This window comes from Streptosporangium sp. NPDC051022 (assembly GCF_040683035.1).
Lineage (GTDB): Bacteria > Actinomycetota > Actinomycetes > Streptosporangiales > Streptosporangiaceae > Streptosporangium.
Window position 1 is genome coordinate 42,227 of record NZ_JBFBCF010000017.1, and the last position, 26,258, is coordinate 68,484.

Genomic DNA, 26,258 nt, shown 5'->3' on the forward strand with positions numbered 1-26,258 from the left:
GAAGGCCCGTGGGAGGCAGAGATGCTCCTGGAGGGGTGCGATGGACCCGACCGTGCTCGCCGCGATCGTCTCCGCACTGATCGGCGGCGCCGCAGGCGAAGCCGGCAAGGGCGCGTGGACCTCGCTGACCACACTGGTACGCCGCCGGTTCGGAGGCGACTCTGCGGAACTGGCCGAGCTGGAGCAGGCCGGCCCCGACGACTCACACGAGATCGCCGGACTCCTCGTCGACCGCGGTGAGTCCGATCCCCGCTTCAGAGAGGAGTTGACGTCCTGGGTTTCCGAAACGGCCAGGACCATCCGGCAGAGCCATGACGTTTCCAACACCATAAGCGGCGAGGCCCGGATCCATGGAAACGTGATTCAAGCGGGTGACGTGTTCGGGTCGATCAACCTGGGCCCCCGATAGTCCGGCAGGCTGTACGGGCCACCGCTTAGTGCGTCAGCCCTTCATCTGTCAGGCTGCGATTTCGTAAATTCGCCGATCACCTTGGCGGTCTCCCTTCCGCAAAGCCGGAAAGAGCAGGGGTCATACCGTGTCGGCAGGCGCCCCTCCCCTCCAGTTCCGTCCCCGGGAACGTTCACCGAGTTAAGCACCGCTCATCGGCGCCGATCCGCCCCGCGTCGCCACCCGCCGTACCGGCGCCCCAACGATCACGAACACGGCGAAGGTAAGTGGTCACCGCGCTGGAGACTCCGGGCGCGCGGCGTCCCGCGGGGAGCCATCCCGACAGGACTCGCCCGCGCGCACGCGGGCGGGGCTGCAACGCGTTCGGACGGGAATCTGATGCGTAGGACTCGCCCGCGCGCACGCGGGCGGGGCCACAGGTGGTCCCCGCGGTGGGCAGGAGCGGGGAGCACGTCACGGCGCTTTTGTCGGTGATGATCTCTACTGTCCGGCGCATGACAAGTGCGACGCAGGCGTACAGCTACGCCGCGCCTTCCAGCTTGGTGGACGGTCGTCTGGGACTGTCGACGTCCGGTGGCAGGGCCCTCGGCGGGCCCGCTCTCGCGCCCAGGTTCTTCAGCGGGGTGGTGACGCAGGCGGCGCCCGCGGCCGCGGCCCTGCTGGGCGTGGCCGACGTGGCCCTCACCCGCTACCACCAGCCGCGTCCGGGATGGACGCGCGACCCCGTCGTGACGTGCGGCGGTGACCGGTTGCGGTTCGAGTCGTTCTCCGCCTGCGGTGGTGTCTACGCCCGGCTCGACCTGCTCGACGGCGCCCTGGACGGCGAGGTGTTCGACAGGGGGACGACCAACGTCGACGTCAACGGACCGCTGCGCGAGGCGCTGGCCAGGGTGGGGGCGCGTGACCCGCTCCACCTCGGTGTCGGCGCCGACGAGCTGACGGTGACGACGCTCGACGGCGCGGTCGTGGAGAAGAAGGTCCCGCTGCCCGAACGGTGGCTGCGGGGCTTCGCCGAGGTGCAGGTGATCGCGGCGGGCATGGACCTGAGGGCCGAGCTGTCCGGTGTGAGCGCCGTACGGTTCCTGCGTTCCCTGCCCAGGCGGGCGACGGCCGACCTCTGGGTCGCTCCCGTGGGCCGTGACCTGCGCGTGGGTGACCGGCCCGGCGCGGGGGCGGTGTGCCTGTCCGGTGTGGGGCGCCTGGCGACGCTCATGCCCCTGCTCCGCTTCGCCAAGAGCCTCAGGGTGTACGGCCCGGCCGCCCCCGGCGACGCGGCGTCGAGCGCGTGGGAGCTCGAACTGCCGGGGATGCGCTACACGCTGGCCCTGTCGCCGCAGCGCTGGCGCGGCTTCTCCGGGGAGGGCGCGGTGCTGGCCGACCTCGCGACCGACGAGGCCGAGGCCGACGCCGACCTGGTGGGCATGCTGCTCAACTTCGAGCCCGAGGTGGAGATCGGTCTGCTGGCCGATCGCTCCGGGTTGCCCGTCACGCGGGTCCGCGCCGCTCTCACGCAGCTCGGCACCGCCGGTCGCGTCGGCTACGACCTGGCCGACGCCGCGCACTTCCACCGCGAGCTGCCCTACGACAGGGAGCACGTGCAGCACCTCAATCCCCGGCTGACCTCCGCCAGGGCGCTGGTCGAGGCGGGCGCCGTAGAGGTCTTCGGCGACTCGGCGCGGGTGCGGACCGACGGCGGCGTGCGCGAGGTCGGTCTGGTCGAGGGGTCGTGCACCTGCCCGTGGTGGTGGGATCATCGCGGCTCACGCGGGCCGTGCAAACACGTGCTGGCCGCCAGGATCGTCGCCCGTTCCGCCGTGGAGGTGATCCGGTGACCGTCTGGCAGGAGGTGCGCGACCTCATCACCGAGCGCAGGGTCGGGGCGCTGACCGACCGCGTGGCCGCGCTGACCGAGGCCGAGCGCGCCGAGGTCGCCCGGCGGCTGCCGGAGTTTCTGGCGGAGACGCGGGAGGCGGCGGAGCGGAAGGCCCGCGCGAGCTGGCGGGCCAACGTCGAGGCCAACTACGGCGCGGAGGACGACTGGCCCTCCTGGATGCGGTCCTACGAACAGGCGTCCGTCCGTGCGGCGGCGCGCGACGCGCTCGTCGAGTTCGGAGTACCGCTGCGGATCGCCGGCGCGGGCACGATCTCGGGCCCCGCCGCGGCGGTCGCCTGGCTGGTCCGCCGCGAGTTCAGCCCACGGTGGGCGTCGGCGCCGGCCTCCGCCGAGCTGGTCCGCGTGATGACCACCCGCCCCGCCGCCTGGCAGGCCGACGTGGCGGCCCGGCTCGCCGGGAAGATCCGTACGGCGGACGACCGCGTCGCCCCGCTGGCGCTGGCGCTGCTGCGGGCCTGCGGCGCCGAGCCTCCCAAGCACGACCCGCTCGTGCTCGCCTGGCTCTCCGCCGGGGCGGTGAAGGACGACCCGCTGACGGACACGCTGCTTCCAAGGATCTTCGAGGCGGAGGGGGTGGGCCGCGCCCTGCGGGACGAGCGGCTGAAGCCCACCCCCACCCTGTGGTTCGCCCGGATCAAGCGGTTCCTCAGGACCGGGAAGGTCTCGCGCGAGGAGTTCCTCGACGGCTGCGTGAGCCGGTTCCTGCGCGGAGGCGACGCCGTCAACCTCCGCTTCTTCGTACGGCTGCACGAACTGATCGACCCGCTCCCGCAGGAGGCCGCCGCGCGGGCGCGCGACTACCTGCGGCTGCTGCCCGCCTCCCCCGGCCCGGTCGCCGAGCTGGCGCTCGCCCAGGTGCGTCAGGGCGGCCCCCTCGACGACGCCGACGTCGCCGAGGCGATCGGCGCGCTGACCTTCCGCTCCGAGGCCAAGCTGGCCCGCGCGGGCCTGAGCTGGCTGGACGAGATGATACGGCGGACACCCGCGCTCGCCGACGAGCTGGCGCCCGCGCTCACCACGGCGTTCGCGCACACCTCCTACGAGGTGCAGGGGCGCGCGGCCCGGATCGCCCTCAGGAACGCCAAGGTCTTCGGCGCGGATTCCGCGGCGCTGGTCGCCGAGGCCGTCCCCCTGCTGCCCGCGGCACTCGGCGCGCAGGTGGCCGCGGCGTTCGGGGGCGACACCGCGGCGCGGGAGACGCCGGAGCCGTTCGTCCCCGTGGCGCTGCCCGCCCTCACGGAGCCCGGCCCGTTCCCCGCCCCCCGCCTGCACCCGGACGACCGGCACCCGCGCGACTGGGTGGAGTGCGAGCAGTGGCTCGCCGCCTTCGTCGAGCAGGCCGGAGACGACCGCGCGGCCCTGCGAGAGAGGCTGGCCCCCGCCTTCGGCGAGGCCTCTCCCCACCTGTACGAGATGAAGCAATGGCTCGACGTCTCCTGCTGGATCTCCGCCCTCGCCAAGGAGATGATCGCTTCCGGAACCGATCCCGGCGTGCCCGATCCCGCCCCCCTCGCCCACTGGGCGAGGTCGAACCTCCCGGCGGACGTCGTGAACGTGCTCTCCGGGAAGGCCGGGGGCGCCGGGAGGGAACGGGCGGAGAGCGGATCGGGGCTCCTGGCGGGCATCGCCTCCATGGGCCTGCGTCTGCTGTTCGGCGATTCCGCGACGCCCGATCCCGCGGCGGAGGCCCGCCGCCGGCACCGGCCGCCGAAGCGCAGGCCCGCCTCGCCGCCGCAAGGCTTCCTGCTGCACCGGCTCGGCGAGCTGTACGTGGCGCTGCGGGAGGGAGCGCTGCCGCCCGTCCTGCTGGCGACGCCCACGGTGATGACCGGGCACCTCGCCCCCGGCGTGCTGGTCGACCGGCTGGAGGCGTGCGCGGCCGCGGGCGTCGAGCCACTGGCCGCCGACCTGCAGCAGGCGCTGCTGCGGCTGCCGAGGGGACAGTACCCGGAGGCCGCCGAACGTGCCGCGCGGGTGGGCTCACGGGCCGCGTCGTCGGCCGCCGCCTGGCTGGCCGGAGGCGGCCTGCCCGACCCCGAGACGGGCCTGAGGTGGGGCTACGTCGACGGCCCGAACGAGCATCTCTTCGACGAGGACGAGATGGAGTACGTCGGGGCGATCCGGCTGGTGCCGGTACTGCGCGCCGAGCCGACCGGGCACGATCTCATCGACGAGCTGCTCCGCGAGCCGTCGAGGCGGCGCCTGGAAGAACACGATTTCGCCATGGGCTGGTGGTCGGCGATCCTGCCGTCGCACCGCGAGGTCGTCTCCGTCAACTACCTGCCCCACCTGCTCCAGCAGTGGAGCCACGCGGGGGTCCATCCGTCGTGTCTCGCGGCCCTGACCGAGGCGGACGGCCCGGTCGGGGAGGCGACCGCGCTCGTCCTGGCCTACTCCCTGGCCAGGCAGCCCGCGGAGGCGGTGCCGCTGCTGCTGCGGATGGCGGCCAGGGGGGATCTGCCCGCCGAGGCGGTCGGCCGCCAGCTGGCGCTCCTGATCCGCCGCGTCCGGTTCGAGATCCGCCCGGTGCTGGCCTCCCTCTCCGAGGCCGCCCACCTGGGAGGACACGCGCAGGTCTGGGAGATCCTGCGGAGCATGCTGCCGCTCGTGCTGCCGGGTGAGGGGGAGCGGCCGAGCGTCGTCCACTCCGAGGCGGTGGCGTTCGCCGCCGACGTGGCGGCCTTGACGGGGGCCCGGGGCGAGATCCCGGCCGTGTCGGCCCACGCGGCGAGCGGCCGTCGCAGCCGCTTCACCCGCGAGTGCGCGCGCCTGCGCGACCGGCTCGGCTGAGCACGGCCCGCCGTTCACCCCCGTGAACGGCGGACCCGCCGCGTGCCGTGACCCCGGGACGCCCACGGGACACGACCCCGTCACCGGGTGACGTGACCGCCCTCCCGCGCGGTCGGCGGGCCCGGCGTGGACCTCATCCGGACCTCATCCGGCACCTCATCCGGACCTCGTTCGGGCATCATCCGGGCAGGGCCCTGCGCGCGTAGGCGCGGACGTCGGCGTCGGTGTCTGCCAGGGCGGCGCGCAACGTGGCGGCGATCTCGGGCCTGGCCGCCCACGGGGTCAGCGCGAGCACGACCGCCTTGCGCACGTCGAGGTTGCCGTCGGCCACGGCGGCGGCGAGCGGACCGGCCGCCTCCTCCGGGCCCGCGGCCCCCAGGCACCGGGCCGCGCCGACCCGCACCTGCCAGGCGGGATCCCCAAGCGCCCGTACGGCCCGCGCCGTCAGCGGGGAGCCGGTGGCGCCGGAGGACTCCAGGGCGGCCGCCCTGACGAGCGGATCGGGATCGTCGGCGAGCTCCGCCAGCGCCGCCGACGGCTTGCCGATCGTGCCCAGTCCCCTGGCCACCCGGACGCGGACCTCCCGGGAGGCGTCGCCCGCCGCGGCGGCCACCGGCTCGGACTCGTCCAGGGAGACCAGGCCCCGGATCGCCTCGATGCGCACCCGGTGGTCGGCGTCCCGCGTCCCGGTGGCGAAGACGTCCCGCGTTCCCAGGCGCAGGGCGCGCAGGACGTCCAGCACGGTGCTCCGGACCACGGCGTCGGGGCTCTGCGCCCACGCGGCGAGACTCGCGCCGAACCCGGCGGTGACGGGCAGCACCTCGACCAGCTCCCGCAGACCGCTCGCCGCGGCCCGCCGTACCATGCCGTGGTCGTCGGCGAGCGCGGTGACCAGCGCCTCTCCCGCGCCCTCCGGCAGGGTCTCGGTGAGCACCGCGATCGCCGCCCTGCGCACCTTGGGGTCGGGGTCGGCGAGGTAGGGGGCGAGCCGGTCGAGGGGCGGCTGCTCCTCCGCGAGCCGGTTCAGCTCCAGGATCCGGGGCGAGCGCCCGACGGCCGCCCCGCCGGTCCGGGCCTCGGCGGCCCGGCGCACCGGGGTGCTCGTGTGGACGCCGACGAGCACGGGCTCCGCCCTGACCGGCTGGAACTCCTCCACGGGCACCAGGTACGGCTCGACGGGACGCTTGAGGAACTCCATCGCGCCGTCGGGCCTCCTGCGCAGGTTCAGGTGGAACAGCCAGCCGTCGTCGTCGCGCCGGGGCAGGTCGGCCCGCTCGTGGTACAGGCCCCAGCGGCTCTCGGTCCGCACCAGCGAGGAACGGGCGGCCATCTCCGCGCAGTCCCGGATGAAGTCCACCTCGGCGCAGCGCATCAGCTCGTGCGGGGTGCGCGCGCCCATCGCGGCGATCTCCTCGCGCATCCGCTCGAAGGACTCCAGGGCGATCTCCAGCTTGGCGCCGGTCTTGGGCGGGGCGACGTAGTCGTTGACGAAGCGGCGCAGCTTGTACTCCACCTGCGGCTGCGGCGGCCCTTCGGGATTGCGCAGCGGGCGGTAGACGAGTTCGTGGGCGGCGGCGACCTGGTCCTCGGGGAGCGTCTCGGGAACCGCGTGGTGCTCGGCGGCGTGGGCTCCGGCGAGGTCGCCGAAGACGAACGCCCCGATCATGTAGTTGTGCGGGACGCACGCCAGGTCGCCCGCGGCGTACAGGCCGGGGACGGTCGTGGCGCCGTGCTCGTCGACCCACACGCCCGATGCCGAGTGGCCGCCGCACAGGCCGATCTCGGAGATGTGCATCTCCACGTCGTGGGTGCGGTAGTCGTGACCGCGCCCGGCGTGGAAGGTGCCGCGGGTGGGCCGTTCGGTGGAGTGCAGGATGTCCTCCACCGCGGTGACGGTCTCGTCGGGCAGGTGGGAGAGCTTGAGGTAGATCGGGCCGCGGGCCGAGGCGATCTCCGCGGCGACCTCGGACATCATCTGGCCCGACCAGTAGTCGGAGTCGACGAACCGCTCGCCCCGGTTGTTGACCTGGTAGCCGCCGAACGGGTTGGCGACGTAGGCGCAGGCGGGGCCGTTGTAGTCCTTGATCAGCGGGTTGATCTGGAAGCACTCGATGCCGCTGAGCTCGGCGCCTGCGTGGTAGGCCATGGCGTAGCCGTCCCCGGCGTTGGCCGGGTTCTCGTAGGTGCCGTAGAGGTAGCCGCTGGCGGGCAGGCCGAGCCGCCCGCAGGCTCCGGTGGCCAGGATGACCGCCCCGGCCCGCACGACGACGAACCGCCCGCCGCGCGTGTCGAACCCGGCCACGCCCACCGCCCGGCCGCCGTCGGTCAGGACGCGGACCGGCATGACCCGGTTCTCGATCCTGACCCTCTGCCTGATGTCGCGGCGGCGCAGCACCCGGTAGAGGACCTTCTTGACGTCCTTGCCCTCGGGCATGGGCAGCACGTAGCTGCCTGAGCGGTGCACGCGGCGGACCGCGTACTCGCCGTACTCGTCCTTCTCGAACTTCACGCCGTAGCGTTCGAGGCGGCGGACCATGTCGTGGCCCCGGGTGGCGGTCTGGTGGATCGTCCGCTGGTTGACGATCCCGTCGTTGGCCCGGGTGATCTCGGCGACGTAGTCCTCGGGGGTGGCCTTGCCGGGGATGACGGCGTTGTTGACCCCGTCCATGCCCATGGCCAGGGCGCCGCTGTGCCGTACGTGGGCCTTCTCCAGCAGCAGCACCCGCGCGCCGCGCTCGGCGGCGGTGATCGCGGCCATCGTGCCGGCGGTCCCGCCGCCGACGACGAGCACCTCGCAGTCCAGTTCGAGGCGGTCCTCGATCGGGGGGATCTCCATCAAAGCTCCTCCAGGATGCGCTCGCGCAGGTTCGCGCGGGCAGCGGTGTCGCCGGGGCCGCCGGGCGTCTCCAGGACCGCCCGGACCCCGGTACGGCCCAGCACCGCGACGCGGTCGGCCAGCAGCAGCGCCTCGTCCACGTCGTGGGTGACGAACACGACCGTCGCTGCGGTGTCGCGCAGCACGTCCAGCAGCAGGCGCTGCATACCGGCGCGGGTCTGCGCGTCCAGCGCGCCGAACGGCTCGTCCATCAGCACCGCGCGCGGCACGCCGACCAGGGCGCGGGCCAGCTGCACCCGCTGGCGCATGCCACCGGACAGTTCCCTGGGCAGGCGGCCGGCGAACTCGGCCAGCCCGACCCGCCCGATCCACTCCTCGGCGGCCCGTTCGCGCTCGCGCCGGGGGACACCGCGGATGCTCAGCGGCAGCTCGACGTTACGCCGGACCGAACGCCACGGCAGCAGGCCGTCGTCCTGGAAGATCATGGCGCGCTCCGCCGAGGGGCCGGTGACCGGTTCGCCCCCGGCGAGGACGCGTCCCTCGTGCGGCGTGAGCAGCCCCGCCAGGGCGCGCAGCAGCGTGGACTTGCCGGATCCGGAGGCGCCCACGACCACCATGACCTCGCCCGGCGCGACGTCCAGCTCGACGTCCCGCAGTACCGGGTCCCGGCCGTAGCCGAGGGCGACCCGCTCCAGGCGGAACGCCAGGCCACCGCGGCCTTCCCGGGGGAGGGCGCCCGCGGTGGCCCGCCGTACGGCCCCCGCGGTCCGGTCCGTGGCCCGGTCCGTGGCCTGGTCCGTGGCCCGGTCCGTGGTCCGGTCCGCGTTCCGCCCGGCCCTCTCGGTGAGCGACGTCATTTCCCGCTCCCTTCCGCCCGGGGGAGCCAGCGGGTGACCCGCCGGCCGATCAGTTCGACGACGGCCGAGGTCAGCCAGCCGAGGACGCCGATGGTGACCATGCCGACGATCACTCCCGGATAGTCGACGACCGTGTAGGCGTGCCAGGTCCGGTATCCGACCCCGAACTCGCCGGAGATCATCTCGGCGGAGATCACGCAGATCCACGCCACGCCCATGCCGACCGAGAGCCCGCCGAAGACGCCCGGCAGGGTGCCGGGCAGGACGACGTTCCACAGGACGTGGCGGCGACTCCCGCCGAGCGTCCTGACCGCGTCCTCCCACAGCGTCGGCAGCGCCCGTACGGCGTGCCGCGTGCTGACCAGGATGGGGAAGAAGGCGGCGGTGAAGGTGATGAACACGATCCCCTGCTCGTCGGTGGGGAACAGCAGGATCGCGATCGGCACCAGGGCGATGGCGGGGATCGGCCGGACCGCCTCCAGCGGCGGCAGCAGCACGTCACCGGCACGCCGGGAGCGGGCGACCAGGACGCCGACGGTGATCCCCGCGACCGCGGCGAGCGCGAACCCGGTGAGGATTCGGATGAGGCTCTGGACCAGGTCGAGGTAGTAGAGAGGGGTCGTCAGCTGCCCGGCGAACCGCTCGGCGACCTCGCCGAGGGTGGGCAGGCGGTCGAATCTCAGCCAGAGGCGGGCGTCGGTGACGGTGAGGGCCTGCCAGAGACCGGCCGCCACCAGCAGGGAGGCGGCGCGGGTCGCCCATCTCACGGCGGCGGCGCGGCCCGCCGTACCGCCGGCGGCGGTGCCGGGACGGGCCGCGACGGGCTCCGAGGCGGTCCCGCGGGCGGCACCGGTGGCGGTGCCGGGACGGGGCGCGGCGACGTCGGCGACGCCCGCGACACCGGCGGCCTCGGTGGCGGCACCCACGGTATCGGTGGCTGTGACCTCGGTGGCGGCACCCACGGAGCCGGTGGCGGCGTCCGCGGTGGCGGGATCCGCGGCGTCGGTGGCGGTATCACCGGCGGCGTCCGCTGTGTCGGAGGCGCCGGGCGCCGGGGGGCGGCGGGTGGTCCGGGCGCCGGTCATCGGGAGTCGCCCCGCGCGCCGGCGGCCTTGAGCGCGTCGGCGTAGGAGACGGCCGCGGCCCCGGGATGGGCGCCGAGGTAGGCCCGGGCGCCGTCCTCGGTGGTGAAGGGGAGGAACCGGGCGTTCTTCCCGGCGGCCGGATCCCGCACCCAGACGGACCTGTCGGCGAACCAGCGGGTGCCCGTGGTGGCGTCGGGAACGTACGCGGCACGGATCGCCGGTGCGCCCTCCTGCCCCGCCTTCGCGATCTGCCGCAGGAGGCAGGTGGGCGTCGCCGCGGGCCGGGTGACGCTCTCACCGGACAGCCACAGCTCGGAGGCCGTCGCGGGATCGTCCACGGGGACGGAGCAGACCGGGTCGGTGCCGGAGATCCTGGCGGGGTTGGCGGTGGAGGCGGCGTCGGCGTCGTAGGCCGGGCCGTACGCCTTGCGCAGGTAGGTGTCGTTGACGAACGCCGCGACGTCCACCCCGGAGAACCCGTCACCGATGCGCTTGAGGTAGGGCACGTCGTGCTCGTGGGCGGCCCGCAGCCGCGGTTTGAGGGTGACGTCGAAGGTGGAGATGCCGCCGGGACCGTTGTAGAGGTAGACCACCTCGGGGGGCAGGCCGGTCGCCCGCGCCACGGTCTCGGCCGCCTGGAGCGGGTGCTCGTGCAGGTAGCGCGTGGCGTCGATCTGCGCCTTCAGGAACGCGTCGACCACCTCGGGGTGCTCCTTGGCGTAGGCCCGGCGGAGCACGACGCCGTGGAAGGTCGGCACGTTCAGGGCCGCGCCGTCGTAGAGCAGGCGGGCCTTGTCCTGGAAGACCAGCAGGCCCGGCCAGGCGACGAACTGCGCGTAGGCGTGGACGCCGCCCGACTCCAGCGCCGAGGCGCCGACCGGGGGCTGCTGGTTGACGGTCTCGACGCCGGCGACCGGGTCGATCCCCGCCCTCTCCAGCGCCTGGACCAAGGTGCCGTGCCCGGCGGAGCCGACGCTCGTGGAGATCCTGGCCCCCTTGAGGTCGATCAGCGTCTTCGCGCCGGAGTCCTTGGGGACCACGACCATGTTGAGCGCGCCGCGCAGGTTGTAGCCGGTGATGGAGACCAGTTCGGTGCGGGCCGCGTCGATCCCCTGGGTGCGGGAGGCGTTGATCAGCAGGGGGTAGTCGCCCATCGAACCGATGTCGACCTTGCCGGCCACCATCTTGGCGGTGATCGGGGCGCCGGTGTCGTGGTCCTGCCACTCGACGGTGTACCCGTCGCCGAGCCGCTTCTCCAGGTAGCCGAGCGAGCGCAGCAACGTCCCCGCGGTCACGGTGTTGATCGTCTTCGACTGGTAGCCGATGACGAGCCGTGTCTTCTGGCCGCCGGAACCGCCGGAGCCGTCGCCGGCGGCTCCGGCGACCGAGCAGCCCGGCAGGGCGAGCATCAGGGCGGCCAGCGCCGCCGCACGGAGGGGTCTCATCTCCTTGGAGCCCTTCATCGCAGCAGGTAGGGGATGTTGATGGTGACCGCGTCCACGGGGCACCTGGCGGCGCAGGGGCCGCAGTACCAGCACTCGTCGACGTACATGTAGGCCTTGCCGGTCTCGTCGTTGATGGCGAGCGAGTCGAGCGGGCAGGCCTCGACGCAGAGCGTGCAGCCGTCGATGCAGAGCGCCTCGTCGATGGTCACCGGGACCTCGACGCGCTGGTTGATCAGGGGCATGAGTCCTCCTCGGGATCGCGGTGCAGGTGGCCGCGCATGGTCAGGCGGTCTCCCCGGAACCGGACGAACTCCAGGTCGACCGGGCGCCCGTCCGACAGGTGGGTGAGCCGCTCGATCATGAGCAGGGCGGCCCCGCGCGGGGCGTCGAGCACGGCGGCGGTGTGGGCGTCGGCGTTGACGGCCTCCATGGTCAGCTCCGCCGTACCGAGGGGCTGCCCGGCGATCCGTTCCAGCAGCACGAAGATGTCGTTGCCTTCGAGGTCGGCGTCGAACAGCGGCTCACCGACGTCGCGGACGAGGTAGGTCAGGTCGAGGGAGAGCGGCAGGCCGTTCAGGTGACGCAGCCGTTCGAGGTAGACGACCGGTTCCCCAGCCGCCAGCCGGAGTCTCCGCGCGACCGCGGCCGGCGGTTCGATGAGGGTCATGGTGCGGACCTCGTTGGTCACCCGGCCGTGCTCGTGGAGGGTCTCGGCCAGGCCGAGCAGCCGGTGCAGGTCGTGCGGATACTTCTCGCCCGCGACCGTGGTGCCCACGCCGGGGCAGCGTTCGACGAGTCCCTCACCGCGCAGCAGGTCCAGCGCCTCGCGCATGGTGTTGCGCGAGGTCCCGAACTCGCGGGCGAGCGCGGCCTCCAGCGGCAGCCGTCCCTCGCCGAACCCGCCGTGCACGATCTCCCGCCGGAGCAGGTCGGCCACCTGCCTGGCCCGGTCCGCCCTGCTCCGCCGTGTGTCGGCCGTGACGGGTACGGCCGTCGCCCTGTCCATTTCCGCCTCCCGGTGCCCCGCGGACTACCTCAGCGGAAAAAGCCTACAAAAGAAGTAGGGAAAATGGAGTAACGGTGAGATTGCGCCGGTCCGGCCTCCCTCCGGACCCCTCCCACCTGCGACTCGACCTCTCACCCCGGAAGATCCGCCACCGCTCCGGCCGGGTCGTTCCCGGCGGGAGCAGGCGAGCCGCTTGGCGTAGACGTGGTTTCCGCGCCTGTCGCGCGGTCACCGGCCGGCGGTGCCGGCGGGGTGAACGGACGTCGCGGTCACGTCGCCGGGGCGATCTGGATTCCGGACAGCTGGAGCAGCTTCCTGGGCGTGCCCGCGTCGAGGACGTCGTCGTCGGACAGGTGCACACCGTAGTCCCTGCTCAGCCGTGCGGCCGTCTCCAGAACCGCCAGCGAGTCGTAGCCGAGATCGGCGAACGGGACGTCGCCGAAGTCGCCGCTGAGATCGACGCCCTCGTCCTCTCCCGCGCACTCGCGCAGGATCCTGGCCAGATCGGCCAGCGTCAGCTCTCTCATCTGATCATCACTCCCCTGTGGTGTTACGGGATGGCCGCGCCCGGATCCGGCGCGCCCACGACCATCGCGGTGTTGAAACCACGCGCCCCCCTGGCCACGACCAGCGCCGCCCGGATCCGCCGCCGCAGCGGCTCGCCGACTACGAGGTCGACGAGGTGATCCGGGGACGGCCGGGTGTGCACCGCGGGCGGCACGACGCCGTCCCTGATCGACAGCAGGGCCGTCGCGACGTCGAGGGGCGCGCCACCGGCGCACAGCCGGCCGGTCATGCTCTTGGGGGCGGAGACGGGCACCCCGCGCGGCCCGAAGACGCCCGCCAGTGCCTCCGCCTCCGCCGCGTCGAGGTCGGGAACCCCGGCGGCGTCGGCGAAGACGACGTCGATGTCCCCCGGCTCGATCCCGGCGTCGGCGAGGGCCAGCTCCATCGCCCTGCGCAGGCCCGGTGAACCGGCGGGCGCGCCGGGCCGTTCCGGACGCCGGTCGAAGGTCGCCGCGTGGCCGAGCACCCGGCCGTAGGACCGGGCGCCCCGCGCCCTGGCCGTCTCCTCGTCCTCCAGGACCAGGATCGCGCCACCCTCACCGGGCACGAAGCCCGCGGCCTCGGCGTCGAAGGGACGATAGGCGGTCTCGGGGTCGTCGGACCCGCTGAGCTGCCCGGTGCTCACCTGGGCGACCCAGCCCCACGGGCAGAGCGAGCCGTCGACCGCGCCCGTCACCACCACGGGCTGGCCGCGCCGTACGTGGCGGCGGGCCTGGGCGATGGCGTCGAGCCCTCCCGCCTGGTCGGCGACGAGCACTCCGCTCGGTCCCCTGAACCCGTGCCTGATGGAGATCTGGCCGGTGTTCACCGCGTAGAACCAGGCGAACGACTGGTAGGCGCTGACGTGTTCCGGGCCCTTGCTCCACAGTTTCTCCAGCTCCCGGTGGCCGAACTCGAAGCCGCCCGCGCTACTGGCGGTCACCACGCCGACCCCGTACTCCGGCTGGGTGTCCTGGTCGACGCCCGCGTCGCGCAGCGCCTCCTCCGCGGCGACGAGCGAGAGCCTGGTCATGTGGTCGGTCTGCGGGATCAGCCTGCTGGGCAGGTGGTCGGCCGGGGCGAAGTCGTTCACCTCGCCGGCCAGCCGTACCGGGTATCTCTCGGGGTCGAAGCGGGTGATGCGTCCGATGCCGGACTCGCCGGCGAGGGTCGCGGCCCAGTACTCCTCCACGCCGAGACCGGTGGGGGCGACCACCCCCAGGCCGGTGACGACCGCGGCACCGCTCATCGTCCCGCTCGCTTCGGGCTCGTCAGAACCATCGCGCTCTGGAAGCCGCCGAACCCGCTGCCCACGGTGAGCACGGCGTCGAGCCGGGCGTTCCTGGCGACCAGTGGGACGTAGTCGAGGTCGCACTCGGGGTCGGGATCGTGCAGGTTGGCGGTCGGCGGGATCACGCCGTGCTCGATCGCCAGCGCGCACGCGGCGATCTCCAGCGAGCCGATCGCGCCGAGAGAGTGGCCGATCATGGATTTGATCGAGCTCACGGGCGTGCGGTACGCGTGCTCCCCGAGCGACCGTTTGAAGGCGGCCGTCTCGTGCCGGTCGTTCTGGCGGGTGCTGGAGCCGTGGGCGTTGACGTAGTCGACATCCTGGGGCGCGACCCGGGCCTCGTCGAGGGCGGCCGTGATCGCCACCGCCATCTCCTTGCCGTCGGGCCGCAGCCCCGTCATGTGGAAGGCGTTGCAGCGGGAGGCGAAGCCGTCGACTGCGGCGTACACGTGCGCGCCCCTGGCGAGGGCACGCTCCCGTTCCTCCAGGACGAAGACCGCGGCCCCCTCCCCCAGGACGAAGCCGTTGCGGGTGTTGTCGAACGGCCGGGAGGCCGTGGCCGGCTCGTCGTTGCGGGGCGTGGTGGCCCTGATCGCGTCGAAGCAGGCCACGGTGATCGGTGAGATCGGCGCGTCGGTCGCGCCGACGATCATGACGTCGGCCGCCCCCTCCTCGATCAGGCGTACCGCGTGGCCGACCGAGTCGAGGCCGGACGTGCAGCCGGTGGAGACGACCGAGCAGGGGCCCTGCGCGTCCACGGCCCACCCGACCTCCGCCGCCATCGAGCTGGGCACGAAGTAGTCGTAGAGGTGGGGGACCGCGTAGTCGGGGTCGACCAGCCATTCGCGTCCGGCATCGCTCACCACCACGTACTCCCGCTCCAGGCTGGTGGTGCAGCCGACCGCGCTCCCGATCGTGACACCCGTCCTGAACGGGTTGAGCTCCTCGGCCACGAGGCCGCTGTCGGCCAGCGCCTGACGCGCCGAGACGACGGCGAACTGGGTGGCGCGGTCCATCCGGCGCAGTTCCTGGGGGGTCAGGCCCTCCTCCGCCCCGTCGAAGTCACATTCCGCGGCCACCATGGAGCGGAACGGCGTCGCGTCGAAATGGGTGATCGTGCGCGTCGCCGTACGCCCTGAGACGAGCAGGTCCCAGAAAGGCTTGACGCCGACACCACCGGGGGCGACCACGCCCATGCCGGTGATCACTACGTCTCGAGTCATCTCGTCCGAATCCCCTCATCCACGACGGCTCTGACACCTGCTTCAGCGTCGGTGGCCTCACTCGAGCCCACCTCGACAGGAACTGGAAAGGCCCGGCGCGTCCGGCGCTCAGGTCGCGTTCCGGCCCCGCTCCCCCTGTTCGGGCCGCTCGGGGGTGAGCTCGGCCAGCGCCCGCAGCACCGCCGTCTGCCTGGCGTCCCGCTCCGCCACGAGCTGTTCGTAGGTGCGGCCCGCGAACGCCTCGTCGGCCTGGGTGACGAGCTTCTGCACGGTCGCCTCGTCCATCGACGGCTGCCCGAGGCCGCGCCAGCCCTGTTCGAGGCCGGCGCCGAGGTGGTTGAGCCAGTGCCGCAGGCCACCCTGCCCGCCGCCCAGGTGGAAGGCCTGGAAGGGGCCGACGGTGGACCAGCGCAGCCCGATCGAGTGCACCACCACCGCGTCGAGCTGCTCCACCGTCACGACGCCCTCGCGTACCAGGTGGATGCTCTCCCGCAGCAGCGCCGACTGCAGCCGGTTGGCGACGAACCCGGGAACGGCGCGGGCCGGCACGATCGGCGTCTTGCCCAGCCACCGGTAGAAGTCGGCGGCCCGCTCGACGAGGGCGGGGTCGGCCCCCTCGGCGGCGACGACCTCCACCAGGGGGATCAGGTGCGCCGGGTTGAACGGGTGCCCGACCAGCACCCGGCCCGGGTCGGGCAGGTCCGCGCCGATCGCCTCGGGCGGCAGCGACGACGTCGAGCTGAGCAGCAGGGCGTGCTCCGGCGCGGCGGCGGCCACCCTGCCGAACAGCTCTCGTTTGATCTCCAGGTTCTCCGGCGCGTTCTCCTGCACGACGTCGGTGCCGTCGAGAGCGCGCTTGAGGTCGGGTTCGATCTCGAGCCGGGTGACCAGCTCGGCCGGATCGGCACCGCCGCCCGGGATCGTGGGCGCGAACAGCGCGATGCCGTCGCGCACGACACGGTCGGCGTCGGCACGGCGGCTGTTCACCCGGACGCGGAGTCCGCGGGCGAGGAACAGCGTGGTCCAGCCGAGCCCGATGGTCCCCGCCCCGATGATCGTCGCCGTACGCACCTCAGTGGTCATGAGTCCGCTCACCATCCCTGGTCATCTCGTTGACAGGCGCCGGGTCAGCATGACCGTCCGGACTCGCGGTCGGCTTGAGTCCAGGACGAACGGCCACGTACCGGGCAGGATGGTTCGCGGGGATCGGGGGGATCGGGGGGATCGGGGGGATCGCGGGGTCGGGGGGGTCGGGGGGGCGCGGGGTCGGGGGGCGGTGGACCGGGGGTTCAAGGGGGCTGGGGATTCAGGCGGTCCGGGCGGGGAGACGGGCCCGCTTCCGCCGGGCGGGCACGAAGACGGCCGGAAGCAGCGTCAGCACCGTGAACCCGATCGTCCACCAGAAGGTGTTCGCGAATGCCTCCGCCTCCGGAACGCCACCGCCGCGCCCGGCGCCGAGCTGCCACTGGAGGACCGCCGCCAGAACGGCGACGCCGAAGGACCCGCCCAGCCGCTGGACGATGTTGAAGACCGTGGTCGCTCCGGGATAGTCGCCGGCGGGCACCCCCCAGTAGGTCGCCGCGATGACGGGGATCACCGCGGCGCCGAGTCCCAGCCCGCGCACGCCCAGGCCGACCGCGAGCGACAGCCGGTCGGCGTCGGGTCCGGCCAGCGCGAAGGGAAGCGTGCCGAGCGCCGCCAGGACGATCCCGGCGAGGACGAGCGGGCGCGCGCCGATCCGGTCGACGAGCACCCCGACCAGCGGCATCGCGAGCATCGCGCCCAGCCCCTGCGGGGCGAGGAGGAGCCCGATGCTGAGGGTGTCCAGCCGGTAGGCCTGCGCGTAGAACAGCGGCAGGACGAACATCGCCCCGAACAGCGCCGCCTGCGTGCAGAACACCACGGTGGAGGCCGAGGCGAGCGATCGCACCCGTAACAGGCGGACGTCGACCAGGGGCGCCGGGCGGCGCAGCGCGTGCCTGACGAAGAGCAGCAGCAGGATGAGCCCGAGCCCGACGCAGACGACCGACGTGACCCCCGGCCAGCGGCCGCCCGCCTCGGTCTGCGTCAGCCCGTACACCAGGACGGCCATCGCGGGCACGAGCAGCGCCAGGCCGGTGACGTCCAGCCGCCGGGCCGGGTCCCGGGTGTCCGGCGCGAGCCCGCGCCGGCTCGCCGCCACGGCGATCAGGCAGATCGGCACGTTGACGAAGAAGATCCAGCGCCAGCCGAGCGACGCGACCAGCACCCCACCCAGGGTGGGCCCGATGATGGGGCCGAGTTGCCCGGGTACGGCGAGGATCGCCATCGCCCGGCCGAGCCGCTGTTCTCCGGCCACCCTCGCCAGGATCGTCTGCATGACGGGGAAGACCATCCCGCCCGCCGCACCCTGGACGACCCTGGCCACCACCAGACTCGGCAGCGACCACGCCGCTCCGCACAGCACCGAGCCGGCCAGGAACAGCAGCAGGGAGACCAGCCACACGGTGCGGGCGCCGTAGCGCTCGATCGCCCAGCCGACCAGCGGTACGACCATGGCGAAGGCCAGCAGGTAGCCGGTGTTGACGAGCTGGATCTCCGAGACCCGCGCCGAGAACGCCTCGGCCAGCTGCGGGATCGCGACGCTGACAATGGTGGTGTCGAGCAGCGGAGCCAGCGCTCCGAGCTGCAGGATCAGCCCGACCCGCAGCAGTTCCGCGTCGACGCGGCGTGGATCGGCCGCGGGCGAGGGGTCATCGCGCATCTGCTCCCTCTCGGTACGCCGAAGGCATGGACACTAACGGAGCGGAGCGCTCCGCTCATATCGTAGCCGACGCCGACGGCGCGCGCCCGGCCCGGGCGCGTCCACCCGTGGACAAGATCACCTCTCCGGCCCCGGAATCCGGGATCGCCCGACCGGGTGGAGACCTCCGCCCGTGGGCGGACTCCCATCCCCGCCCCTCGCCGCCCGGCGCCTCCGCCGGGGAGACACCGGCACTCTCGTCCCGCGCACGGCTGTGCCCCGGCCGGATGGCCGGGGCACGCCTCTCCGCGTCCGTTCGCGTCCGTTCGCGTCCGTTCGCGTCCGTCCGTGTCCGTCCGTGTCCGCTGCTACGCCGTCACCGGCAGCTTGGGCAGGACCTGGTCGGCCAGCAGCCGCAGCGTCCGCGCCGCGTCGTCGACGGTCAGGTGCCCGGAGTGGATGCCCAGGCTGACGGTGACGTCGTCGCCGTACCACTCGGCGATCCGCTCCAACTGCCCGCGGACCTGGTCCGGATCGCCGACCAGCACCTTCCCGGCCCGCAGCTTGTCGTCGAAGGTGGTGCGCGTGGTGAGATCGGCCAGTTTCTCGTACCCGGGATAGGCGGAGCTGGTCGTGGCCGCCCAGGACCGGACGGCGGTGGAGATGGCGGCGGTGTTCCGCTCCTCGTCGAAGCGCCCCTTGCGGACCGCCTCGTCACCGTCCTCGGCGACCACGCAGGGATAGCTGAAATGGATCCGCGCGCCGTCCGGCGGATGCCCGGCGGCCGACCACGCCCTGCGGTACGTCGCCAGGCGCTCCTGGAGCGTCTCCCGCGTCATCACGTTCGGCACGGTCTGCAGGTGGTGGCCGTCGGTACCCGCCTGCTCGACGGACTCGGCGCTGCGGGCGCTGGTGACGAACACGGGCGGATGCGGCAGCTGCACGGGACGCGGCAGCAGGGTGACGGGGCCGAACCGGTGGAACCGCCCCTCGAACACCACGTCCTCCTCCGCCCACAGCCGTTTGCAGGCCGTCACCCCCTCCACGAACCGGTCCCGGCTCTCGTCGAGCGGGATGCCGAAGGCGGCGAACTCGTCCGGCAGGAACGCCCGCCCGAAGGCGACGTCGAGGCGGCCGTGCGAGAGGTTGTCCAGCATGGCGAGCTTGCCGGCGAGCTTCACCGGATGGGTGAAGGCCGGAATCGCCGCGCTGGTGCCCAGCCGGACCCGCGTGGTGCGGGCGGCCACCGCGGCGAGGAAGGTCACCGGGTCCGGGCTGTAGCCCCCGTACGGGAAGAAGTAGTGCTCGACCGTCTTCACATGCCGGAAGCCAAGCTCCTCGGCCAGCTCCGACAGCGCCAGGCACTCGTCGAAGTACTGCGTGGCAGGCCTGTCCCGGGGCCCGACGGTCGGGAAGAACACGACGCCGAAGTCCACGTTACCCCTCTCCTATCGTCTGTGCCGTCCACCGCGTGCCCGGCGAACGACCGTGGTCTCACCTGCCGTGACCACCGGCCGGTGCGGTGACCACCTGCCTTCACCGTGTTCGTGTCCGTCCGGGCGCCGGTACGGCGGGTGGTGAAACGGAGCAGGTCGGCGCCGGTGAACGGCGCTCGACCCGGTGAACGTTCCCCGGTCACGGCACTAGCCGGCGTCGTGGTGGACAGCGCGGTGACGCACCAGCCAGGTGCCGTCGAACGGGACCAGCACGTCCCGCGCCTCGGCGCTGACGTAGACGCTGAGCCCTCCCCCCTTCGGGGTGGCCATCACCAGGGCGTAGAAGGTGGCGTGGAGGGTGCCGTCGGACTGCGGGCGCACGTCGAGCATGCCGAACCAGTGCCGGCGCCGGACGCCCTCGGCGGCGACCGCGTCGGCACGGGCACGGGCGGACGCGGCGATGGCCCGCCGGCCGCGCAGCGCCTCCCCCTTGGTCACCTCCTCGAACACCCCGTCCTCGGTGAAGGTGTCCGCCCACGCCTCCGCCTCCCCGTGGTCGAGGAGTCGCACCTGCCAGGCGTAGAACTGCTGGATCTCGCCGTGGAGGGCGCCGTCGGCGAAGACCCGCACGGGCTCGGCCGCGCGTGTCACGACGTCGCCCCGACCGTGCTGCCGGTCGCGCGCCGGCTCTCCGCGTACGTCTTGGCGTGCCCCAGCGTGGCCAGGCTGTTGCCGCCGAGTGCCCGCCGGACCCAGTCGCGCGCCGTCTCGACGTCGGCCCGGTCACCGAGCACCGCGGGGATGGCGGCCTCGTTGAGGACCACCGTGTGCTCGCTGGTGGCGACGGTACGGCCGTCGCGCTCGGCGAAACCCCACCGGCCGTTGTGAACCGACAGCAGCGCGGGCAGCACCCGCTGCTTGTAGACGATGCTCCGGTGCGGGAAGGAGACCCGTACCGACTCCGTGGTGTGCACGTCCCCCTGGGCGGTGCGGGTGTCCATGCCGAGCAACTGGACGCCCGGCTGTTCCTCGCGCAGCGACACCCGGACCACGTGCGGCAGCCGTTCGACCCAGTGCTGGGCCTGGTCGACGAAGTCGAAGACGTCCCGGGCCGCCCCGTCGACCTCGACGCCGTCCTCGAAGACGAGCAGCAGCCGGTCCTCGCCCGTCTCCAGCTCGGCGATCCGCTTGAGCGCCGCCAGTTCGGCCGTGCTGTTGCGGTCCACCGCCCGCGCGATCCAGTCCGCGGCCCCCGGCTCGCCGTCCACCGGCCGGTAGTCGTGGTACAGCCGCACCAGGGACTCTCCGGCGGACAGCGGTTCCACCACCCATCGGCCGCCCATCGCGGCGACCGGCGGCTGCGACACCTCCTGCCGGAACCGGATCCACAGTCCGGCCCGGTCGAACTCCCGGTGTGACGTCCAGACCTTCACCGTGTCGTTGGCGGTCGCCCAGATCTTGATCCGCTCGGTGGTCTGGTCGCCCTCAAGGCGCTCGGCGTGCACGGTCGGGGGGAACGCGCGCGGCCAGGCGGTCACGTCCGCGATCAGCTCGTAGATCTTCTCCGCGGGGGCGCGCACCTTGATCCGGTGCTCCGTCTCCCGCGTCTGTGACTCGGCCACTGCGACCTCGCCTTCCTCTCGGTTCGGTGTGCTCCCGGGGCTCGGGTGATCCCGGGTTCAGTAGTTGCCGAGTCCGCCGCACACGTTCAGCGCCTGCGCGGTTATCGACGCGGCCGTGTCGGTGACCAGGTACCCGACCAGCCCGGCGACCTCCTCGGCGCTGGAGTAGCGGCCCAGCGGGATCTTGGCGTTGAACCTCGTCAGCACGTCGTCCGTGGAGGTCTCCCAGACCTGGGCGTAGCCCTGCCGGACGCGCTGGGCCATCGGGGTCTCGACGTACCCCGGGCAGACCGCGTTCACGGTGATGCCCGACTTGGCGAGTTCCAGGCCGAGCGCCTTGGTGAACCCCACCACCCCGTGCTTGGAGGCGGAGTACGGCGCGCCGAGCACGACGCCCTGCTTGCCCCCGGTCGAGGCGATGTTGATGATCCGGCCACTGCCCCGGGCCACCATGCCGCCGGTGGTCAGCGCCTCCCGGGTCACCACGAACACGCTGTTGAGGTTGGTGTTGATGACGTCGAACCAGAGCTCGTCGGTGATCTCCGCCGTCACCCCGCCGCCGCTGCGTCCCGCGTTGTTGACCAGGATGTCCACCGGGCCGAACCGGCGCACCGCGGTCTCGACGAAGGAACGGACCTCGGCGGAGTCCCGGACGTCGGCGGGCACCCCGTCGACCGGCAGTCCCTCCTCCCGGAACTGCTTCAGCACCAGGGCGAGCTGGTCCGCCCTCCGGGCGCAGATGAAGACCTGGATCCCGGTACCGGCCAGCGCCCTGGCGACGGCCAGGCCGATGCCGCTGGTCCCGCCCGTGACCAGAGCCAGCCTGCGCCGTGCCGCCGTGGCGGTGGGCGGCGACGCCGCCGTGCTCTCCTGCTCGGTCATGCCGTCTCCTCGCTCTCGACTTCCCGACTGGGCTCGTCGCGGCCTCGTTCCACCGGCCGCCGACCGGCGGCGTCATTCGAGGCTCCCGTCCGCCGGCGCGCCTCTCCGGCGCCCGTGACGAGCGTCGCACCGCCGTCTGGAAGTGCCCTGGAGCACCGATGCCGCCCGGCTCGACTCACGCTTGACCCGCCGGCCGCCCTCCTTGCCGCCCGGCCCGGCTCATGCTCCGCCGCCACCGGACGGCGCGCCGGGGACGCCGGGGACGCCCGGGACCCCGAGGAGATGGTCGGCGTACTGGAGGCCGGCGCTCTCGAAACGCAGCGCCACATGACTGGCCACACAGGAGACGTCCCGCCAGGCCCGCTGCACGCGGTCGCCGGGCGCCTGCGCCCGGGTGCCCGAGGCGCGGAAGAGCCGGTCCGTGGCGGTGAGCAGCAGTTCGACCGCGAGCGCGCAGTCACGCGGATTACGGACCGCGTCCAGTGCCGCGTCCAGTGCCACGTCCAGTGCGGTGTCCGAGGCGGTGTCCAGAACGGTCTCCAGAGCGGTGTCCAGAGCGGTGTCCGGGACGGCGTCCGGGCCGGTGGATCCGGCGGCGGAACGGGCGTCGGCCCCGGCGGCCGGCCCGCGGTCGCCCACCTCGGCGGCCCGCCGCAGCAGCAGCCGAGCCGCGTCCACCTCGCCCGCCGAACGGGCGAGTGCCAGCCTCGCCCGCTCGCCGCCGGGCGACTCCCCGCTCAGGCGTGCCCGCCAGGCGTCCACGGCACCGGCCGCGGCGCCGAGCGCCGGCGCGGCGAAGAGCAGGCCGCTCACGACGCGGAGCGGAACGGCGTGGCAGCGAGCCGCCGATCCGGCGGCCTCCCCCCGGTAGATCCGCTCGCGGGAAACCGACCGGTGGTCCGGTACGGCGGCGCCCGTCACCACGACCGTGTCACTGGCCGTGGCCCGCATGCCGAGCGACCGCCAGGTGCGTCTCACCTGGTAGTCGGCGCGCGGCAGGGCGAAGAACCCGGCCTGCCGGGGAGCGGCCCCGCCGTCGGCCGCGCCGGTCCCGTCCGGTGTCACCGGCGCGCACAGCAAGACCCAGTCGGAGAAGTCCGCGCCGCTGGTGTAGGTCCACTCGCCCGTCAGCCACCAGCCGCCGGCACGCCGTACGGCCCGCCCCGACGGGATGAGCCCGGCGGCGACCAACGTGTCGGGACCGTCGTTCCACAGCTCCGCCTGCCCCCGCTCGGGCAGGTAGGCGCCGAGCCTGGCGGAGCCCGCCGCCAGTGCCGCGCACCAGGCGGTGGACGCGCATTGTTCGCCCACGAGCGCCACCGCCTCCAGCAGAGACCCGAAACCGCTCGCGGCGCCGCCGTGCCGTACGGGCACGAAATGCCGGGCGAATCCGGTGGCGGCGACGGCGGCCACCACCTCGGGCGCGAGCACCCCGTCGGCATCCGCCCGCTCCGCGTACCGGCCGGCGACGGCGGCCAGTGCGCCGGCCTCCGGTCCACCGGCCACCACTCCGTCAGCCGGTCCACCGGCCACCGCTTCATCCGCCACCGGGGTGGACGTCCTGCCGTTCATCCGGTCACCTCCTCGTCACGGCGCATCCGCCCTCCACCGCGGGGTCACCGCGGGGCCACGACCGGACGCGCCCGGTCCCACCCTCGCCGGGGGCGCTCTACGACGGCTCGAACACCGGCGGACCGGACCCGCGGCGGCACACCCGCGGACCCGGCGGACCGGCGGAAGCACGGCGGAAGCACGCCCGCGAGGACGCCGGGCGCGGACGCGGGTGCGGGTGCGGGTGCGGGTGCGGGTGCGAGGACGCCGGGTGCGGGCGCGGGTGCGGGTGCGGGTGCGGGTGCGGGTGCGAGGACGCCGGGTGCGGGCGCGGGTGCGGGTGCGGGCCCGTCAGGCGTGGCAGGTGAGCCGCCCGCCGTGGAAGGAGACCATCTCCTGGAAGACGCCCAGCACGTCCAGCGGCGCGCCGGGAGCGGCGCCGCGCAGCTCGGCGTAGGCCCGGTGCAGGTTGGCGAGCAGCCGCTCCGAGTCACGCAGCTCGCCGAAGCCGCCGAGGTCCGTCTCGCGCGCGGCCTCCAGCGGGGACACCCCGGCGCGGACGCCCTCCGCGGCGACATCCTGGATCCAGCGCAGGTACGCCTCGGTCTCGTCCAGCACCTCCGGCCCGGCCACCCGGCCGTGGCCCGCCACCACGGTGGTGGCGCCGAGCGTGCGCAGCCAGTCCACCGCGCGCAGCGAACCCTCGACCGAGCCCATCAGGCAGAACGGCGTCACCCCGGACATCACCACGTCACCGGTGAACACCACCTTGCGCTCCGGCACCCAGACCACGGTGTCGTTGGTCGTGTGCGCGGGCACCGGCGGATGGACGAGCTCCACCCGCAGCTCGCCCAGGTGCAGCGTCAGCCCGTCACGGTAGGTGGCCTCCGGGGGCGCCAGTGCGAGATCGCCCCATTCGACGTCGGGGAACAGGCCGCACAGCCCGTACCCGGCGGCGACCATCTCCTCCCGGCACAGCTCGTGTGCCACGATCGGGGAGTCCGGCGCGAAGACGAAGTTCCCGAAGGTGTGGTCGCTGTGGTGGTGGGTGTTCACCACCACTCGGGGCGGCCCGCCGCCGATCCGGCTCACCGTTTCGCGCAGCCTGCGGGCACGCGCCTCGGTCGCCGCCGTGTCGACCAGCAGCGCGCCCGCCTCACCGACCACCAGCCCGGCGTTGTTCAGGCACCAGCCGCCGTCGGGCTGAACGTAAGCGTGGACCCCGTCGGCGACCTCGTACGCCTCGGGTTCCGCAACCGCCTCTCGCATGGCCGCTCCTCTCGGGCAGGTGGACGTCACCTGCCCGCACGCTTCCCCACCCGCCTGGAGCACGGGTGAAGATCCGCTCGACGCCCGCTGGACCCGCCGACGGCCCCCTCTCCAGCGTCCCTCCAGCGCGGGTCGACGGCGCCTCGGCGAGCGCCGACCAACCTCGGCGAAAGCGGCCACCCGCACGGGTGGCCGGAGCCGAGGGAGGCGGATACGTGATGGATGTCGAACCGTGGGGCCCCGTCGCGTCACTGATCGAGGCCAACGCCAGGGACGGCGGCCTCGACGACGTGATCGCGACGATCGGGCCCGTCGAGACCGCGAGGATCCTCGTCGCCGACCTGGTCGGCCGCTGTGATCCGGATCCGGCGGACGACGACGCGACGGTGTGGCTGGAGCTGACCTTCGAGGGCGGGAGCGTCGACCACGGCTTCGCCTTCGGCGGCGGCAAGGTGGTGGCCACGGCCGGCCGCCCGGCCGAGAGCGACGTGCGGATCAGCTACCCGGTCGCGGACCTGGCGCGGGCGCTCCTCGGCGACGGGGCCGCGGGGGTGCGGTGGCGGCACGAGCTGCTGGCCCGCTGGCCGGACGCCCCCGAGCCCGCCGAGGTCGCGCCGCTGCTGGCCCGGCGCGGCCGGGCCGTACGCGCCGGTCACGCGCTGCTCCGGGCGACGCGGGCCGCCCCGGCCACCCTGGAGGATCTGGCCGTGGCCTTCGGTTCCGACAAGTGGGGCGGGGTGCACTGGTACACGCCGCACTACGACCGCCACTTCGCCCCGCTGCGCGACGCGCCGGTGCGGCTGCTGGAGATCGGCGTCGGCGGCTACGACGTACCGGAGGCCGGGGGCGGGTCGTTGCGCATGTGGCAGCGATACTTCCGGCGCGGCCTGATCCACGGGCTGGACATCTTCGAGAAGCGGCTGGCCGAGCCGCGGATCCGCACGATCAGGGGCGACCAGAACGATCCCGGGTTCCTGTCCGGGCTGGGCGCCCGGATCGGGCCGCTGGACATCGTCATCGACGACGGCAGCCACGTCAACGAGCACGTGCTGACGTCGTTCCGGGCGCTCTTCCCCCATGTACGGCCGGGCGGCCTCTACGTCATCGAGGACCTGCAGACCGCGTACTGGCCCGGCTACGGCGGCGACGACCGGGATCTGGCCTCGCCCCGGACGTCGATCGGCCTGCTCAAGTCACTGGTCGACGGCCTGAACCACAAGGAGTATGACCACGGGCCCGGTTACGAGCCCTCCTACACCGACGCCCACGTGACGTCCGTGCACTTCTACCACAACATCGCGTTCATCGAGAAAGGCTTCAACGACGAGAGCGGTCCCGCCCGCAGACCCGTGTCCTCCTGGAGCGACGTGGCCGGCGGCGACCGCTGACCCTGC

21 protein-coding genes are annotated in these 26,258 nt (G+C 73.5%); 4 read left to right on the forward strand and 17 right to left on the reverse strand.

Going from position 1 to position 26,258, the window contains the following annotated elements; genetic code table 11:
* Positions 1–52 precede the first annotated feature (52 nt).
* The 3 genes from AB0N02_RS25835 (at position 53) to AB0N02_RS25845 (ending at position 5,093) form a co-directional block, all read left to right on the forward strand.
* Positions 53–409, forward strand: coding sequence for a hypothetical protein (locus AB0N02_RS25835; protein ID WP_363951331.1), 357 nt, complete (start codon positions 53–55; stop codon positions 407–409).
* A gap of 494 nt (positions 410–903) precedes the next feature.
* Entirely contained in the window at positions 904–2,241 is a 1,338-nt protein-coding gene (locus AB0N02_RS25840) for an SWIM zinc finger family protein (RefSeq protein ID WP_363951333.1), read from the forward strand.
* Positions 2,238–5,093 carry a DUF6493 family protein gene (locus AB0N02_RS25845; protein ID WP_363951335.1) on the forward strand — a complete coding sequence of 952 codons (2,856 nt, stop codon included), beginning with the start codon at positions 2,238–2,240 and terminating at the stop codon, positions 5,091–5,093. Before AB0N02_RS25840 ends, AB0N02_RS25845 begins: the two co-directional genes overlap by 4 nt.
* 178 nt (positions 5,094–5,271) lie before the next feature.
* Here AB0N02_RS25845 and AB0N02_RS25850 read toward each other — a convergent pair whose 3' ends face one another.
* The 17 genes from AB0N02_RS25850 to AB0N02_RS25930 form a co-directional block, all read right to left on the reverse strand.
* Positions 5,272–7,929 (reverse strand): fumarate reductase/succinate dehydrogenase flavoprotein subunit, encoded by a 2,658-nt coding sequence (locus AB0N02_RS25850; protein WP_363951337.1) that lies wholly within the window; start codon positions 7,927–7,929, stop codon positions 5,272–5,274.
* Positions 7,929–8,786 carry an ABC transporter ATP-binding protein gene (locus AB0N02_RS25855; RefSeq protein WP_363951339.1) on the reverse strand — a complete coding sequence of 286 codons (858 nt, stop codon included), beginning with the start codon at positions 8,784–8,786 and terminating at the stop codon, positions 7,929–7,931. The genes AB0N02_RS25850 and AB0N02_RS25855 overlap by 1 nt, the downstream gene beginning before the upstream one ends.
* A complete protein-coding gene (locus tag AB0N02_RS25860) occupies positions 8,783–9,871 on the reverse strand; it encodes an ABC transporter permease (protein ID WP_363951341.1) in 1,089 nt (362 codons plus the stop codon). The genes AB0N02_RS25855 and AB0N02_RS25860 overlap by 4 nt, the downstream gene beginning before the upstream one ends.
* Positions 9,868–11,316: an ABC transporter substrate-binding protein gene (locus tag AB0N02_RS25865; protein WP_363951343.1), complete on the reverse strand. Its 1,449-nt coding sequence runs from the start codon at positions 11,314–11,316 to the stop codon at positions 9,868–9,870. The genes AB0N02_RS25860 and AB0N02_RS25865 overlap by 4 nt, the downstream gene beginning before the upstream one ends.
* 14 nt (positions 11,317–11,330) lie before the next feature.
* A complete protein-coding gene (locus AB0N02_RS25870) occupies positions 11,331–11,558 on the reverse strand; it encodes a 4Fe-4S dicluster domain-containing protein (RefSeq protein WP_363951345.1) in 228 nt (75 codons plus the stop codon).
* On the reverse strand, positions 11,549–12,322 hold the full coding sequence (locus tag AB0N02_RS25875; RefSeq protein ID WP_363951348.1) for a GntR family transcriptional regulator: 774 nt from the start codon (positions 12,320–12,322) through the stop codon (positions 11,549–11,551). The genes AB0N02_RS25870 and AB0N02_RS25875 overlap by 10 nt, the downstream gene beginning before the upstream one ends.
* Positions 12,323–12,591: 269 nt before the next feature.
* Positions 12,592–12,849: an acyl carrier protein gene (locus AB0N02_RS25880; protein WP_363951350.1), complete on the reverse strand. Its 258-nt coding sequence runs from the start codon at positions 12,847–12,849 to the stop codon at positions 12,592–12,594.
* A 23-nt stretch (positions 12,850–12,872) separates the two neighbouring features.
* Positions 12,873–14,117 (reverse strand): ketosynthase chain-length factor, encoded by a 1,245-nt coding sequence (locus AB0N02_RS25885; RefSeq protein WP_363951352.1) that lies wholly within the window; start codon positions 14,115–14,117, stop codon positions 12,873–12,875.
* Complete coding sequence (locus AB0N02_RS25890; protein WP_363951354.1) at positions 14,114–15,382, reverse strand: beta-ketoacyl-[acyl-carrier-protein] synthase family protein; 1,269 nt, start codon at positions 15,380–15,382, stop codon at positions 14,114–14,116. Before AB0N02_RS25890 ends, AB0N02_RS25885 begins: the two co-directional genes overlap by 4 nt.
* A gap of 108 nt (positions 15,383–15,490) precedes the next feature.
* The gene (locus tag AB0N02_RS25895) at positions 15,491–16,465 is read right to left on the reverse strand and encodes a 3-hydroxyacyl-CoA dehydrogenase NAD-binding domain-containing protein (RefSeq protein WP_363951356.1); all 975 of its coding nucleotides are present in this window, start codon (positions 16,463–16,465) and stop codon (positions 15,491–15,493) included.
* Between the two features lie 223 nt (positions 16,466–16,688).
* Entirely contained in the window at positions 16,689–18,125 is a 1,437-nt protein-coding gene (locus tag AB0N02_RS25900; RefSeq protein WP_363951358.1) for an MDR family MFS transporter, read from the reverse strand.
* A 347-nt stretch (positions 18,126–18,472) separates the two neighbouring features.
* Complete coding sequence (locus tag AB0N02_RS25905; protein WP_363951360.1) at positions 18,473–19,540, reverse strand: LLM class flavin-dependent oxidoreductase; 1,068 nt, start codon at positions 19,538–19,540, stop codon at positions 18,473–18,475.
* Between the two features lie 207 nt (positions 19,541–19,747).
* Positions 19,748–20,191: a nuclear transport factor 2 family protein gene (locus tag AB0N02_RS25910; RefSeq protein ID WP_363951362.1), complete on the reverse strand. Its 444-nt coding sequence runs from the start codon at positions 20,189–20,191 to the stop codon at positions 19,748–19,750.
* A complete protein-coding gene (locus AB0N02_RS25915; protein ID WP_363951364.1) occupies positions 20,188–21,162 on the reverse strand; it encodes an aromatase/cyclase in 975 nt (324 codons plus the stop codon). Before AB0N02_RS25915 ends, AB0N02_RS25910 begins: the two co-directional genes overlap by 4 nt.
* Positions 21,163–21,219: 57 nt before the next feature.
* On the reverse strand, positions 21,220–22,044 hold the full coding sequence (gene fabG / locus AB0N02_RS25920) for a 3-oxoacyl-ACP reductase FabG (RefSeq protein ID WP_363951366.1): 825 nt from the start codon (positions 22,042–22,044) through the stop codon (positions 21,220–21,222).
* Between the two features lie 219 nt (positions 22,045–22,263).
* A complete protein-coding gene (locus AB0N02_RS25925; protein ID WP_363951368.1) occupies positions 22,264–23,616 on the reverse strand; it encodes a hydrolase in 1,353 nt (450 codons plus the stop codon).
* A 330-nt stretch (positions 23,617–23,946) separates the two neighbouring features.
* Entirely contained in the window at positions 23,947–24,864 is a 918-nt protein-coding gene (locus AB0N02_RS25930; RefSeq protein WP_363951370.1) for an MBL fold metallo-hydrolase, read from the reverse strand.
* Positions 24,865–25,082: 218 nt separating this feature from the next.
* On the opposite strand from AB0N02_RS25930, the gene AB0N02_RS25935 reads away from it, so the two are divergent.
* The gene (locus AB0N02_RS25935; RefSeq protein ID WP_363951373.1) at positions 25,083–26,252 is read left to right on the forward strand and encodes a class I SAM-dependent methyltransferase; all 1,170 of its coding nucleotides are present in this window, start codon (positions 25,083–25,085) and stop codon (positions 26,250–26,252) included.
* Positions 26,253–26,258 lie beyond the last annotated feature (6 nt).